Raw genomic sequence first — 13,904 nt, 5'->3', positions numbered from 1 at the left:
GTGGCCCTGCGCCTGGCGGTGATAACGGTGCGGGAGCGCCGGGTGCCTCTCGACCTCAGATCAGATGCGGCGTACTGCGCGCCACCAGCGCCTCGGCATCCACGCCGCGCGGCAGGGTGCCGTAGACACGGCCGCCGTCGGCCAGGCGGCTGGCGATAAAGGCGTCGGAGACGGTGGCGTTGCCAGCTTCCAGCAGCAGCTTGGCCTGCAGGGCCACGGCCACGTCCTCGGTCAGCTGGCGGGCGCGGTACTGGATATCGGCAGTGTCGCGGAAGTCCGCCTGCAGGCGCTGGATATGCGCCTTGAGACGTGCATCGCCATGGCCGTCGCCCAGCTCGGCGAACAGCACGTCGAGCACACCGGCCTCCTTGGACAGGGCACGCAGCACATCCAGGCACTGCACATTGCCCGAGCCCTCCCAGATCGAGTTGACCGGCGCCTCGCGGTACAGCCGTGGCAGGATGGTTTCCTCGACATAGCCGGCGCCGCCCATGCACTCCTGGGCCTCGTTGATCATTGCCGGGGCGCGCTTGCAGATCCAGTATTTGCCGATGGCGGTGACCAGACGGGCGAACTTGTCTTCCTGCTCGTCGTGCGGGTTGTCCAGAGCCTTGCCCATGCGCATGGTCAGGGCCAGCGCCGCCTCGCTTTCCAGGGCCAGGTCGGCCAGCACGTTCTGCATCAGCGGCTGCTCGGCCAGCACCCGGCCGCCGACCTTGCGGTGCGCGCAGTGGTGCGCGGCCTGGGTCAGGGCCTGACGCATCAGGCTGCTGGAGCCGATCATGCAGTCGAAGCGGGTCAGCGAAACCATCTCGATGATGGTCGGTACGCCGCGACCTTCCTCACCGACCATCCAGGCCAGGGCGCCACGGAACTCCACCTCGCTGGAGGCGTTGGCCCAGTTGCCCAGCTTGTTCTTCAGGCGCTGGATATAGAACTGGTTGCGGCTGCCGTCCGGGCGATGGCGCGGCAGCAGGAAGCAGCTCAGCCCCTTGTCGGTGTAGGCCAGGGTGAGGAAGGCGTCGCACATCGGCGCCGAGCAGAACCACTTGTGGCCGACCAGCTCGTAGGCCTGACCGGGGCCGCCCATGCCCACCGGATGGGCCTTGGTGGTGTTGGCACGCACGTCGGTGCCGCCCTGTTTCTCGGTCATCGCCATGCCGATGGTGACACCGGTCTTCTGCTCGATGCCGACATTGCGCGGGTCGTATTCGGTGGCGAGGATCTTCGGCAACCAAATCTCGGCCAGCTCCGGCTGCAGCTTGAGCGCCGGCACCGCGGCGTAGGTCATGGTCAGCGGACAGGCGTTGCCGGCCTCCGGCTGGTTGTGCAGGTAGTTCAGCGCGGCGCGGGCCACCTGGGCGCCTTGACGCGGATCGGTCCAGGGCAGCGAGGGGATGCCGTGCTCGACCGCCGTGCGCATCAGCTCGTGGTAGGCCGGGTGGAACTCCACCAGGTCGACGCGGTTGCCGTAGCGGTCATGGCTCTTGAACACCGGCTTGTTCTCGTTGGCGAGGAAGCCGGCCTGCATCAGCGGGCCGCCGGCCAGTGCGCCGTAGGCATCCAGCTTGTCCTCGGCCCAGCCGCCGCCGAAGCGCCGCGTCCACTCCTGCAGCGGCAGGTCGACCCGGTACAGGTTGGCGCCGTCCAGCGACGGCACCTGGTTGAACACTTCGTGGGTTTCGGCGAATTCGTGCAGGGACATCTCAGGACTCCGGGGCGCCGACGGCGCGCAGACAGAAAGTGATCAGGGCTTGGCTGACGGTGGTCAGGTCCAGCGCCGCAGCGCCAGCGGCGCGCGCCGCACAGGCGGTTGGCGACAACGGGCCGACCAGCGCCTCGGCGATGGCACCGACCAGACAGGCGGCGACCAGGTTGAGCTGGCTGACGTGAAACTCGCCACTGCGCACACCCTCCTCCAGCAACTCGACGAACAGCTCGGCATAGGCTTCGCGAAACAGCAGGCGCTGCTCGTCGACTTCCGGGTCGACCGGCTCGGCGATCAGGGCGAAGGCCAGGCGCCGGCTGTGCCAGGCGCGGGCGGCGAACTGCTCGAGGCCGGCGGCCAGGCGCCGCGCCGGGCTGCCGGGGCCGCGCAGCACCTCGGCGAGGGCGTCCACCTCAATGCGGCAGGCGTTGCTGAAGACTTCGGCGGCCAGCTCGCCCTTGCCGCTGAAGTGGCGGTACAGGCTGCCGGTGGCGATGCCGACGTCCTCGGCCAGGGCCTGCATGGTCAGTGCGGCGAAACCACCTTCGCTGACCCGCACCAGGGCGCAGACAAGAATGCGCTGGCGCATGTCCTGGTCGCGGTCGCGGCGCTGGGCAGAAGCGCGATAGGCCATAAGCTGAATCCTGATTCATTTATTGCAAACAGTGAATCATGATTCATCATTTTGCAGAAGACGGGATTCCGGTCAAACATGCGCCGAAAACGGTCGGCGCAAAAACCTCACGGCGCCTGGATGGGCGAGTCGGCTGACGACTGACAGAGCACCCAGTCATGCAGCAGGGTCTGCAGTTCGACGAACTTCACCGGCTTGGCCAGGTAGTCGCTCATGCCGGCCGCCAGGCAGCGCTCGCGATCGCCGCTGTGGCTGTGGGCGGTGATCGCCAGCACTGGCAGTTCGGCGCAGCCCGGCAGCCCACGCAGTGCACGGCAGGTGGCGAACCCATCCATCACCGGCATCTGGCAGTCCAGCAACACGGCATCGATGGGCTCGCTGCGCAGCATTTCCAGGGCCTCGACTCCGTTGTCGGCGGTGCGCACGCGGTAGCCAAGCTTGAGCAGCATGCCGCGGGTAACCAACTGGTTGATCGCGTTGTCCTCGACGATCAGCACGGTGCACTGCTCCGGACGGCGCTGCGGCAGCCCGCCGATACGCCGGCGTCCACCACCCGGCTCGCGCGCCTGCACCGGCAGGTTGAGCTGCACGTCGAGTTCGAAGCTGCTGCCCTGCCCCGGTGTCGACTGGTGGCGCAGGGTGCCGCCCAGCAGATCCACCAGCTGCCGGCAGATCGCCAGGCCGATGCCCAGACCGCCGTACTGGCGGGTCATCGAGCCGTCCAGCTGCTTGAAGCGCTGGTAGAGACTGCCGCCGGCCGGCACGCTGAAGCCGATGCCGCTGTCGAGTACCTCGATGCGCAGCGGCATGTTTGCCGTGAGCGGGCCACCGGCGCTGACCCGCAGGCTCACATGGCCCTGGTGGGTAAACTTGATCGCGTTATCGAGCAGGTAACCGATGCTCTGCGCCAGCTTGCCGGCGTCGCCCTCCAGGGTGTCGGGCAGGCTGTCATCGAGTTCGACGATGAATTCCAGGCCTTTCTCCATGGCGCGCGGCGAGTACTGCGCGCGCAGGCCGTCGAACAGCCCGCGCAGGCTGAACGGTTCGCGGCGCGGGTACAGCTTGCCGGCCTGCAGCTCGGTGAGGGCGAGGATGTCGTTGACCATGCGCATCATGTCGCGCGCCGAGCCGGCGGCGGTCTTCTGGTACTGCTCCAGTTCGACATCCAGCTTGAGCGTCTGCATCAGCTCCAGCGAACCGATCACCCCGTTCATCGGCGTGCGCAGCTCATGGGTCACGGTGGCGAGGAACTCGTCCTTCAGCCGGTTGTTGTCGGCCAGCTCGCGGTTCAGGGCCTCCAGTTCGCTGCTGGCCTCCTGCAGGATGCGCGCACGTTCTTCCTTCATCGCATTGATGCGGTCGGCCAGGGCCAGGGACAGCAGGCCGACCTCCAGCGCCGAGCCGATCTGGCTGGCGTACATGGTGAGGAACAGGTTGGGCAGGTAGCCCAACACCATCAGGGTGTTGGTGATGCCGCCGACCAGGAAGGCACTCCAGGCAAAGATGAAGTAGCGCGCCACGCGCATGCCACGCATCCAGGCGAGCACGCCGGCACTGAAAATCACCACGGTGAACAGCAGCGCCAGATAGGTCGCCATGCGCAGCGCCACGCCATAGCTGGCCGTCAGCGCCAGGGCCATCACCAGCGCACCACAGGCCATCAGCAGCAGCAACAGCCGATCGACCCAGGGACTGTGCTCGGCGGTATGCAGGAAGCTGCGGGCGAACTGGCAACCGAAGAACGCCGCCGAACCGATCAGGAATGGCGTGGCCGCGTTGGCCCACCAGGGGCTGTCCGGCCAGAAGTACTCGATGCCGGCACCATTCACCGAGACCTGGTAGAGGCCGAACGAGGCGATGTAGAGGATGTAGTAGAGGTAGCTGGTGTCGCGCACGCTGAGGTAGATGAACAGGTTGTAGATCAGCATCACCAGCAGTACGCCGTAGATGATGCCGAGCACATAGATGCGCTTGGGCTGGTATTCCAGGTAGGCCTGGGGCGACCACAGGGTCAGCGGCGCCTGCATCGAGCCCTGGCTCTCCAGGCGCAGGTAAATGCGCTGGCTCTGCCCCGGCGGCAAGTCGAGTTCGAACAGGTAGTTGTTCTGCTTGATCTGTCGGCTGCTGAACGGCAGGGCGTCGCCGGTACGCTGGGCCAGGCGATAGCCGCCTGCGGCGTCAGGCAGATAGAGCTCCAGATGATCGAGCGGCGGGTAGGCCAGCTCCAGATACCAGGGATGTGCGGCGCCGGAAGCGCTACGCGGGCTGTATTGCAGGTCCAGGCGCAGCCAGAACACCGAGCGCGAATAGCCGGCATTGAGCACGGCCTGGCGATGCTGGCGGAAGCTGCCCTGCAGGGCCGGCGAAGCGACATCGACGATGCTGGCATCACCGCGCACGTCTTCGAACACATGCATGGTGGCACCCAGCGGCAGGCGCGTGGTGGTTTCGTCGAACTCGACAGCGCCAGCCAGGGCCGGCAACAGGCATAGCAGCCAGAAAAATATACCGCGCATGCCGCTCCGCCAAAGCCCACGACCACGCCTGGGCGACCCCGCCCGCAGGCGCCATCCAGGCACTCATTGATTGATTTGCCGCACTCTAGCAGCCTGCAGACTCGCCTGAAAAGGCGCTAGTACTGAAGTCCCAGGTACTCACAGCTGGCGACTATACCGCCCAAGGCCAGGAGAGCAGGACGATCAAGTCGCTCGCCATCCTTTGCCTGCTGGGTTTTGTCGCTTGCCGGAACTGCCCCGCCCCACCGGGACAGCTCTGCCAGGCGGCGGACAGACCACGGCAACGGAGCGAATAGGCCCCAAGCCTCCCCTACCGGTTTTCATATCCAGAGCGGCAAACTGCCGCGCCGGCGTCAGGCCTACGGGCTCTGCAGCCTGGTTTGGTGGTAAGCTCGCCGGCCATGAACAGACCTACTTCCCGCCCCGTTGTCCTTTGCTTGTCCGGCCACGACCCGAGTGGTGGCGCCGGCCTGCAGGCGGACATCGAAGCCCTGCTCGCCCAGGGTTGCCACGCCGCTCCTGCCGTCACCGCGCTGACCGTGCAGGACACGGTCAACGTCTCCGACTTCCGCGTGCTCGACCGCGAATGGGTGCTGGCCCAGGCCCATGCGATCATCGCCGACCTGCCGGTCGCGGCGGTCAAGCTGGGCATGCTCGGCTCAGTCGAGATGGTCGATACCGTGGTCGAAATCATGCAGCTGCTGCCTGGCATCCCGCTGGTCTGCGACCCGGTGCTGCGCGCCGGCGGTGGCGGCTCGCTGGGCAAGGACGACGTCGGCTACGCCATGCGCGAACGCCTGCTGCCGATCGCCGCCATCGCCACGCCAAACCTGCCGGAAGCACGCATCCTCGCCGAACTGCCCGAGGGCACGGCCGATGAGTGCGCCGAGAAGCTGCTGCCGAAGATCCAGCACCTGCTGATCACCGGCGGCCATGGCGACGAATCCGAGGTGCACAACCGCCTGTACTCGCGTGACGGCAGCCGCCACACCTTTACCTGCCAGCGCCTGCCCGGCAGCTACCACGGCTCCGGCTGCACCCTGGCCAGTACCCTGGCCGGCCGCCTGGCCCTCGGCGAAGAACTGAGCAGCGCCGTGCGTTCGGCCCTCGACTACACCTGGCGCACCCTGCGTGACGCCGAACAGCCGGGCCGTGGCCAGTTCGTGCCGCGCCGCCTGCCGCTGGACTTCTCGTTATGAACAACCTGATGAAGAGCCGCCCGTGAAAACCAAGTTACGCGGTCTGTACGCCATCACCGATAGCCAGCTGCTCGCCGATGGCAAGCTGCTGCCCTATGTGGAAGCCGCCCTGAAAGGTGGCGCGCGCCTGCTGCAGTACCGCGACAAGTCCAGCGATAGTGCCCGCCGCCTGCGCGAAGCCGAGGCTCTGCGCGAGCTGTGTACGCGCTATGGCGCCGAGCTGATCATCAACGATGACGCCGAGCTGGCCGCCCGCCTCGGCGTCGGCCTGCACCTGGGCCAAGGCGACGGCTCGCTGGCCGCCGCCCGCGCCCTGCTCGGGCGCCAGGCGATCATCGGCGCCACCTGCCACGCCCAGCTGGAGCTGGCGGCTACGGCCAACCGCGAAGGCGCCAGCTACCTGGCCTTCGGCCGCTTCTTCAACTCCAATACCAAGCCGGGCGCGCCGGCCGCCACCAGCGAATTGCTGACCCAGGCCCGCGCCCACTTCAACCTGCCGCTGGCGGCCATCGGCGGCATCGACCTGGACAACGCCGGCCAGCTGATCAGCGCCGGCGCCGACCTGCTGGCCGTGGTCCACAGCCTGTTTTCCGCCCCATCCGCCGCCGAGGTGGAGAGGCGCGCACGCGCGTTCAGCGTGCTGTTCCCGTCATCCTGATTCGAGAGAGAGCTGTCATGTCACGTTCCGAAACCCTGTTCGCCAACGCCCAGAAACACATCCCCGGCGGCGTCAACTCGCCGGTACGCGCGTTCAAGAGCGTCGGCGGCACTCCGCTGTTCTTCAAGCATGCCGAAGGCGCCTACGTCACCGACGAAGACGACAAGCGCTATGTGGATTACGTCGGTTCCTGGGGCCCGATGATCCTCGGCCACGGCCACCCGGACGTGCTCGACGCGGTGCGCAACCAGCTGCAGCACGGTCTGTCCTACGGCGCACCGACCGCCATGGAAACCGAGATGGCCGACCTGGTGTGCAGCATCGTGCCGTCCATGGAAATGGTGCGCATGGTCAGCTCCGGCACCGAGGCGACCATGAGCGCCATCCGCCTGGCCCGTGGTTACACCGGCCGCGACGCGATCATCAAGTTCGAAGGCTGCTACCACGGGCATTCCGACAGCCTGCTGGTGAAAGCCGGTTCCGGTCTGCTGACCCAGGGCGTGCCGAGCTCGGCAGGCGTGCCGGCGGACTTCGCCAAACACACCCTGACCCTGCCGTTCAACGACCTCAACGCCGTCGAGCAGATGCTCAGCGAAGTCGGCTCAACCGTGGCCTGCATCATCGTCGAGCCGGTGGCCGGCAACATGAACTGCGTGCCGCCGGCGCCAGGCTTCCTCCAGGGCCTGCGCGCGCTGTGCGACCAGCACGGCGTGGTGCTGATCTTCGACGAGGTGATGACCGGCTTCCGCGTTGCCCTCGGCGGCGCCCAGGCGCACTACGGCGTCACCCCGGACCTGTCGACCTTCGGCAAGATCGTCGGCGGCGGCATGCCGGTCGGCTGCTTCGGCGGCAAGCGCGCCATCATGGGCTGCATCGCCCCGCTGGGCCCGGTGTACCAGGCCGGCACCCTGTCCGGTAACCCGCTGGCCATGGCCGCGGGCCTAACCACCCTCAAGCTGATCAGCCGCCCGGGCTTCCACCAGGAACTCTCCGACTTCACCAGCCGCCTGCTGGCCGGCCTGCAGGAGCGTGCCGATGCCGCGGGCATCCCGTTCGTCACCACCCAGGCGGGCGGCATGTTCGGCCTGTATTTCAGCGGCGCCGACGACATCGTCACCTTCGACGACGTGATGGCCAGCGACGCCGAGCGCTTCAAGAAGTTCTTCCACCTGATGCTGGATGGCGGTGTGTACCTGGCACCGAGCGCCTTCGAGGCCGGCTTCACCTCGATCGCCCACGGCGAGACTGAGCTGCAGCTGACCCTGGACGCCGCCGAACGCGCCTTCGCGGCCCTGAAAAAAGCTTAACCCAGCTCTATTTCGGAAATAGAACGCGAAGGCAAGCAAGCCGCGACGAGACAGTACAAGCAGTACGGCGAGGAGCGGCGCAGCGCAGCCGACAAAGTTATATGAACGAAAGAGAGTTGGAGTGATGCAATACAGCACCGCGCTCAGCGACGGCCTGTTGGCCCTGGCCTGCCTGGCCAGCACCCTGTGGCTGCGCCCGGCATTTCGCTGGCGCACAGTGCAACGCGCCCTGCTGCTCGGTTTCGGCCTGCCGCTCAGCGCCGCCCTGTGCGGCCTGGTGCGCTACGGCCTCGACCCGGACTGGAGCAATTGGCATCGCACCTTCAGCCAGCTCAGCAGCTACCTCGGCCTGCCCCTGCTGGGCATGGCCGCCGTCAGCCTGAGCCGCGGCCAGGACTGGACACGCCGGACCTGGACACTGCTGCTGGTCGGGCTGGTTCTGCTGAACTCCGCCAGCCACTGGCTCGATCTGCAACCGCTATACCGCCTGCTACTGAGCCTGCTGACCCTGCTGCTAATCCTGTATGCCGGCGCGCTGCATTGGCGCCGCGTCGCCCCAACACTGGCGGCAGTAAGCGTGGTCGCACTCTTCCTGCTGGCAGGCTTAGTGGTCGGCACTGAAGGTTTTATCGGCCCGTTACGCCGCGTCGACCTGTTCCACGGCTTGCTGAGCCTCGCCTACCCACTGCTGGCCTGGCTACTGCTGCGCCTGCAGGGCTGCGCCCGAGCGGAAATACCGGTAAAGACTTTGTAAGAAAGCCACCGCTTATCCCATAATGTGCTAGCCGACACGGTCTGTCGGCCGGGCTAGGAGCCCGTCGGTTTCGCGAGGCACTGTGATTTTCATGAAATGCACCGGCCGCACCCTGTTCCTGGGCTGCCTGTTGCTCCTCCCCCATGCTGGCGCATGCGAGTGGCAATTCCCTGCTGGTTCCAGCAACCGGCCGCTGCTCGCTGAACACCGCACCGGAAGACCTGCCGCAAGCCCTGACCACCTGCCAGGAAAACGCCCAGCGCGGCGACGCAGCGGCGCAATACGAACTCGGCGAATACTATTACGACGGCCAGCGCACCCCGCGCGACCTGCCGCAAGCCCTGCACTGGTTCGAACAGGCCTCGCTGCAAGGCAACGCCCAGGCCCAACTGCGCCTGGGCAGCATGTTCTTCCGCGGCGAAGGCGTGCAGGCCAACAATGTGCAGGCCTATATCGTGCTGAAGATGGCCGCGATCAACGGCTCGGACGAGGCGATGGACAGCGCGGACCAGGTTGCCGCACAGATGGGCCGCGAAGAACTGCAGATCGCCAGCCAGGTGCTGGGGCAGATCTTCCGCAACTACCTGTTAGAGCTGCAGAACATCGGCAGCAGCCCGGCACCCGCATTGGCACCGGCACCCTAAAGACACGCCGGACAGCGCAGCTCCTCAGGGTTCTTGGCTTGAGCTTCTAGCTGGAGGCTTGCCGCTTACTTGTCCGGCATCGGCATGGGGAACGGCATGACATTGCCGCCGCCCTTGGCCTCACTGATCTTCGGCGTACCCAGGCGCTCGACTTCGTCGATGCGGATGATCGCGTGCATGGGCACGAAGCTGCGCACCACGCCGTCGAACTGCGCCTTGAGTTTTTCTTCGCTGGGATCGACCACAACCTGGGTGCGCTCACCGAAGACGAACTCCTCGACCTCCAGGAAGCCCCACAGATCACTTTGATAGATCTGCTTGGCGTACATCTCGTACACCTGGCCCTGGTTGAGGAAAATCACCTTGTAGATCGGTTCACGCTTGCTCATGGACGACAGGAAGAGACCGGGAATTAAGGGGGCGCGAATCATAGCATAGCCGCCGGACAGGCAAGCCTAGGAAGCGCGCCGCATGCACCCTATAATGCGCGGTTCTATTGAACCACGCGCGACGAAGACCCATGGCCAAGAAGCTCTATATCGAAACCCACGGTTGCCAGATGAACGAGTACGACAGCTCGCGCATGGTTGATCTGCTGGGCGAACACCAGGCCCTGGAAGTCACGGAGAACCCGGCAGAAGCCGACGTGATCCTCCTCAATACCTGTTCGATCCGCGAAAAAGCCCAGGACCGGGTATTTTCCCAGCTGGGCCGCTGGCGCGAGCTGAAGCTGGAAAACCCCAACCTGGTGATCGGTGTCGGCGGCTGCGTGGCCAGCCAGGAAGGCGCCGCCATCCGCGACCGCGCGCCCTATGTCGACGTGGTATTCGGCCCGCAGACCCTGCACCGCCTGCCGGAAATGATCGACGCCGCGCGCTCAACCAAGATCGCCCAGGTCGACATCAGCTTCCCCGAGATCGAGAAATTCGACCGCCTGCCCGAGCCACGCATCGACGGCCCCAGCGCGTTCGTTTCGATCATGGAAGGCTGCAGCAAGTACTGCACCTTCTGCGTGGTGCCCTACACCCGCGGCGAGGAAGTCAGCCGCCCACTGGATGACGTGCTGGCCGAGATCATCCACCTCGCCGAACACGGCGTGAAGGAAGTCACCCTGCTCGGGCAGAACGTCAACGGCTACCGTGGCGCGACCCGCGACGGCAGCATCGCCGACTTCGCCGAGCTGCTCTACCTGGTTGCCGCCATCGATGGCATCGACCGTATCCGCTACACCACCAGCCACCCGCTGGAGTTCTCCGACGCACTGATCCAGGCCCACGCCGAGATCCCAGAGCTGGTCAAGCACCTGCACCTGCCGGTGCAGTCCGGCTCCGACCGCATCCTCGCGGCGATGAAGCGCAACCACACCGCACTGGAATACAAGTCGCGCATCCGCAAGCTGAAGGCGGCGGTGCCGGACATCCTGATCAGCTCGGACTTTATCGTCGGCTTCCCCGGTGAGACCGAGAAAGACTTCGAGCAGACCCTGAAGCTGATCGAAGACGTCGGCTTCGACTTCTCCTACTCCTTCGTCTACAGCTCGCGCCCCGGCACCCCGGCCGCCGACCTGAGCGACGATACTCCGCAGGAAACCAAGCGCGAGCGCCTGGCGCGCCTGCAGCACAAACTCAGCCAGCAGGGCTTCGAGAACAGCCGACGGATGGTCGGCACCGTGCAGCGCATCCTGGTCAGCGACTACTCGAAGAAGGACCCGGGCATGCTCCAGGGCCGCACCGAGAGCAACCGCGTGGTCAACTTCCGCAGCAGCAACCCGGGCCTGATCGGCCAGCTCGTCGACGTGCACATCGACGACGCCCTGCCCCACTCCCTGCGCGGTAGCCTGCTCGACTAATGGCTACCCTGTCTCCGTACGCCCGAACTTTCCCAGTTGGGCGTGCGGGGTTATCCTTCGATCATCATCCCAGCCGACTGGCGGCCAAAAAACCACTTTGAACGCGCCCATAGAACCGCATCGTTTCACCCTCGAACCCTTCGAAGCACGCCGCTTCGCCAATCTCTGCGGGCAATTCGACGAGCATTTGCGCCTGATCGAACAACGCCTGGCCATCGAAATCCGCAACCGCGGCAACCAGTTCGAACTGGTCGGTGAGCCCCAGCACACCCACTCCGCAGAAAACCTGCTGCGTCGCCTGTACCGCGAAACCAAGGGTGCCGAGCTGTCGCCGGACCTGGTTCACCTGTTCCTGCAGGAATCCGGTATCGAGGAGCTCAACAGCGACCCGCGCAACACCAGCGGCGTCACCCTGCGTACCAAGAAGGGCGTGATCAAGCCACGCGGCGCCAACCAGCAGCGCTATGTGAAGTCGATCCTGGATAACGACATCAACTTCGGCGTCGGCCCGGCCGGTACCGGCAAGACCTACCTGGCCGTGGCCTGCGCGGTGGACGCACTGGAGCGTGAGCAGGTGCGGCGCATCCTCCTGGTGCGCCCGGCGGTCGAGGCCGGCGAGAAGCTCGGCTTCCTCCCCGGCGACCTGGCGCAGAAGATCGACCCCTACCTGCGCCCGCTGTACGACGCCCTCTACGAGATGCTCGGCTTCGAACAGGTGGCCAAGCTGATCGAGAAGCAGGTGATCGAGATCGCCCCGCTGGCGTACATGCGCGGCCGCACCCTTAACAACAGCTTCATCATTCTCGACGAGAGTCAGAACACCACCCTCGAGCAGATGAAGATGTTCCTCACCCGTATCGGTTTCGGCTCGACCGCGGTGATCACCGGCGACATCACCCAGGTCGACCTGCCTCGCGGCACCAAGTCCGGCCTGGCCCACGTCATCGAAGTACTGCGCGACGTGCCCGGCATCACCTTCACCCACTTCAAGCCCAAGGACGTGGTACGCCACCCCTTGGTGCAGCGCATCGTCGAAGCCTACGAGCGCTTCGAAGACCGCCAACAGGGCAAGCCGGAAGGCCGGGACGCACGCGACGATGCTTGAACTCGACCTGCAGAACGCCTCAGCCGCCACTGTACTGCCGAGCGAGGAAGACTTTCGCCGCTGGTGTGAACTGGCCCTGCGCCAGCGCACGGCCGACTCCGAGCTGACCATCCGCCTGGTCGATGAAGGCGAAGGCCGCGAACTGAACCACACCTGGCGGCACAAGGACTACGCCACCAACGTGCTGTCCTTCCCCGCCGACATTCCCGATGGCCTGCTGGATATTCCGCTGCTCGGCGACCTGGTGATCTGCGTGCCGGTGGTCGAGCGCGAAGCCCGCGAACAAAGCAAGACCAGTGAGGCGCATTGGGCGCACCTGGTCATCCATGGCTGCCTGCACCTGCTCGGCTACGACCACATCGACGATGCGGAAGCCGAGGAAATGGAAGCCCTGGAACGGGAATTGCTGGCTGAACTGGGCCACCCGGACCCATACGCCGCCGACGAATAACTGCCAACACCCGCTAACAGCCCACAACGAAGAAGGCCCTGAGAAACACACCATGAGCGAAGACCGATCGAGCAACGAGCAAAAGTCCTGGCTGAACAAGCTGACCCAGGCTTTTGCTCATGAGCCGAGAAACCGCCAGGAACTGCTGGAGGTGCTGCGTGAAGCCCACCAGAACAAGCTGCTCGACAGCGAAGCCCTGGCCATCGTCGAGGGTGCCATTCAGGTCGCCGACCTGCAGGTACGCGACATCATGGTGCCGCGCTCCCAGATGGTCAGCATCAAGGCCGCCCAAACGCCGCAGGAATTCCTCCCGGCAATCGTCGATTCCGCCCACTCGCGCTACCCGGTGATCGGCGAAAGCATCGACGACGTGATCGGCATTCTGCTGGCCAAGGATCTGCTGCCGCTGATCCTGGAGAACGGCAGCAAGCCGTTCAACATCAAGGATCTGCTGCGCCCGGCCACCTTCGTGCCGGAGTCCAAGCGCCTCAACGTGCTGCTGCGCGAATTCCGCGCCAACCACAACCACATGGCCGTGGTCATCGACGAATACGGCGGCGTGGCCGGCCTGGTGACCATCGAAGACGTACTCGAGCAGATCGTCGGCGAGATCGAGGACGAGCATGACGTCGAGGAAGACAGCTACATCAAGCCGCTGCCCAGCGGCGACTTCCTGATCAAGGCGCTGACGCCGATCGACAACTTCAACGAAGCCTTCGACACCGAATTCCCCGACGACGAGTTCGACACCGTCGGCGGCCTGGTGATGAACGCCTTCGGTCACCTGCCCAAGCGCAACGAAGTGACCGAGATCGGCGAATACCGCTTCCGCGTCCTCAACGCCGACAGCCGCCGCCTGCACCTGCTGCGCCTGACGCCGCTGGAGCGTTAGTACCCCAGCTGTAGGAGCCTGCTTGCTGGCGATCCGCGCCCACAGTGGCTGCGCTGATCGCCAGCAAGCTGGCTCCTACACAAACCTTCAGCCGGTAGCCCGGATGCAATCCGGGAAAGCCAGCCACAGCCCCTCCCGGATAGCATCCGGGCTACCCTCCCCGCTGAAACACTAAGCTCACCCCGCT

At 65.5% G+C, this 13,904-nt stretch carries 12 protein-coding genes and 1 pseudogene; 9 read left to right on the top strand and 4 right to left on the bottom strand.

Annotated elements, in window-relative coordinates; all coding sequences use genetic code 11:
* Positions 1 to 55 precede the first annotated feature (55 nt).
* The 3 genes from LRS11_RS08655 to LRS11_RS08645 form a co-directional block, all read right to left on the bottom strand.
* A complete protein-coding gene (locus tag LRS11_RS08655) occupies positions 56 to 1,705 on the bottom strand; it encodes an acyl-CoA dehydrogenase family protein (protein ID WP_260496433.1) in 1,650 nt (549 codons plus the stop codon).
* 1 nt (position 1,706) lies between these two features.
* Positions 1,707 to 2,342, bottom strand: a complete 636-nt coding sequence (locus LRS11_RS08650) for a TetR/AcrR family transcriptional regulator (protein ID WP_260496432.1) — start codon at positions 2,340 to 2,342, stop codon at positions 1,707 to 1,709.
* A 107-nt stretch (positions 2,343 to 2,449) separates the two neighbouring features.
* Positions 2,450 to 4,858, bottom strand: a complete 2,409-nt coding sequence (locus LRS11_RS08645; RefSeq protein WP_260496431.1) for a hybrid sensor histidine kinase/response regulator — start codon at positions 4,856 to 4,858, stop codon at positions 2,450 to 2,452.
* A gap of 401 nt (positions 4,859 to 5,259) precedes the next feature.
* On the opposite strand from LRS11_RS08645, the gene LRS11_RS08640 reads away from it, so the two are divergent.
* The 5 genes and pseudogenes from LRS11_RS08640 (at position 5,260) to LRS11_RS08620 (ending at position 9,420) form a co-directional block, all read left to right on the top strand.
* Complete coding sequence (locus LRS11_RS08640) at positions 5,260 to 6,057, top strand: hydroxymethylpyrimidine/phosphomethylpyrimidine kinase (protein ID WP_260496430.1); 798 nt, start codon at positions 5,260 to 5,262, stop codon at positions 6,055 to 6,057.
* A 22-nt stretch (positions 6,058 to 6,079) separates the two neighbouring features.
* Positions 6,080 to 6,715 (top strand): thiamine phosphate synthase, encoded by a 636-nt coding sequence (gene thiE, locus LRS11_RS08635; RefSeq protein WP_260496429.1) that lies wholly within the window; start codon positions 6,080 to 6,082, stop codon positions 6,713 to 6,715.
* Between the two features lie 17 nt (positions 6,716 to 6,732).
* A complete protein-coding gene (gene hemL / locus LRS11_RS08630) occupies positions 6,733 to 8,022 on the top strand; it encodes a glutamate-1-semialdehyde 2,1-aminomutase (protein ID WP_260496428.1) in 1,290 nt (429 codons plus the stop codon).
* Between the two features lie 124 nt (positions 8,023 to 8,146).
* Positions 8,147 to 8,776 carry a hypothetical protein gene (locus LRS11_RS08625; RefSeq protein ID WP_260496427.1) on the top strand — a complete coding sequence of 210 codons (630 nt, stop codon included), beginning with the start codon at positions 8,147 to 8,149 and terminating at the stop codon, positions 8,774 to 8,776.
* Between the two features lie 91 nt (positions 8,777 to 8,867).
* A pseudogene (locus LRS11_RS08620) lies at positions 8,868 to 9,420 on the top strand (tetratricopeptide repeat protein).
* 65 nt (positions 9,421 to 9,485) lie between these two features.
* Here the strand turns inward: LRS11_RS08620 and LRS11_RS08615 are convergent.
* Complete coding sequence (locus tag LRS11_RS08615) at positions 9,486 to 9,809, bottom strand: DUF1820 family protein (RefSeq protein ID WP_182832082.1); 324 nt, start codon at positions 9,807 to 9,809, stop codon at positions 9,486 to 9,488.
* A gap of 131 nt (positions 9,810 to 9,940) precedes the next feature.
* On the opposite strand from LRS11_RS08615, the gene miaB reads away from it, so the two are divergent.
* The 4 genes from miaB (at position 9,941) to LRS11_RS08595 (ending at position 13,717) form a co-directional block, all read left to right on the top strand.
* Positions 9,941 to 11,269, top strand: coding sequence for a tRNA (N6-isopentenyl adenosine(37)-C2)-methylthiotransferase MiaB (miaB, locus tag LRS11_RS08610; protein ID WP_260496426.1), 1,329 nt, complete (start codon positions 9,941 to 9,943; stop codon positions 11,267 to 11,269).
* A 97-nt stretch (positions 11,270 to 11,366) separates the two neighbouring features.
* The gene (locus LRS11_RS08605; RefSeq protein WP_260496425.1) at positions 11,367 to 12,374 is read left to right on the top strand and encodes a PhoH family protein; all 1,008 of its coding nucleotides are present in this window, start codon (positions 11,367 to 11,369) and stop codon (positions 12,372 to 12,374) included.
* Entirely contained in the window at positions 12,367 to 12,825 is a 459-nt protein-coding gene (gene ybeY / locus LRS11_RS08600; protein WP_260496424.1) for an rRNA maturation RNase YbeY, read from the top strand. Before LRS11_RS08605 ends, ybeY begins: the two co-directional genes overlap by 8 nt.
* A 52-nt stretch (positions 12,826 to 12,877) precedes the next feature.
* On the top strand, positions 12,878 to 13,717 hold the full coding sequence (locus LRS11_RS08595; protein WP_260496423.1) for an HlyC/CorC family transporter: 840 nt from the start codon (positions 12,878 to 12,880) through the stop codon (positions 13,715 to 13,717).
* Positions 13,718 to 13,904: the final 187 nt, after the last annotated feature.

The organism is Pseudomonas sp. J452 (assembly GCF_024666525.1).
In the GTDB taxonomy this organism is placed as follows: Bacteria; Pseudomonadota; Gammaproteobacteria; order Pseudomonadales; family Pseudomonadaceae; genus Aquipseudomonas.
Note: the sequence above shows the minus strand (reverse complement) of the source record. Positions and strands in the feature narration are given on the sequence as shown.

Bases quoted from the DNA above. Each gene is read 5' to 3' on its own strand.
- LRS11_RS08655 (WP_260496433.1), bottom strand. From the start codon at position 1,705: ATGTCCCTGCACGAATTCGCCGAAACCCACGAAGTGTTCAACCAGGTG.
- LRS11_RS08650 (WP_260496432.1), bottom strand. From the start codon at position 2,342: ATGGCCTATCGCGCTTCTGCCCAGCGCCGCGACCGCGACCAGGACATG.
- LRS11_RS08645 (WP_260496431.1), bottom strand. From the start codon at position 4,858: ATGCGCGGTATATTTTTCTGGCTGCTATGCCTGTTGCCGGCCCTGGCT.
- LRS11_RS08640 (WP_260496430.1), top strand. From the start codon at position 5,260: ATGAACAGACCTACTTCCCGCCCCGTTGTCCTTTGCTTGTCCGGCCAC.
- hemL (WP_260496428.1), top strand. From the start codon at position 6,733: ATGTCACGTTCCGAAACCCTGTTCGCCAACGCCCAGAAACACATCCCC.
- LRS11_RS08625 (WP_260496427.1), top strand. From the start codon at position 8,147: ATGCAATACAGCACCGCGCTCAGCGACGGCCTGTTGGCCCTGGCCTGC.
- LRS11_RS08615 (WP_182832082.1), bottom strand. From the start codon at position 9,809: ATGAGCAAGCGTGAACCGATCTACAAGGTGATTTTCCTCAACCAGGGC.
- miaB (WP_260496426.1), top strand. From the start codon at position 9,941: ATGGCCAAGAAGCTCTATATCGAAACCCACGGTTGCCAGATGAACGAG.
- ybeY (WP_260496424.1), top strand. From the start codon at position 12,367: ATGCTTGAACTCGACCTGCAGAACGCCTCAGCCGCCACTGTACTGCCG.
- LRS11_RS08595 (WP_260496423.1), top strand. From the start codon at position 12,878: ATGAGCGAAGACCGATCGAGCAACGAGCAAAAGTCCTGGCTGAACAAG.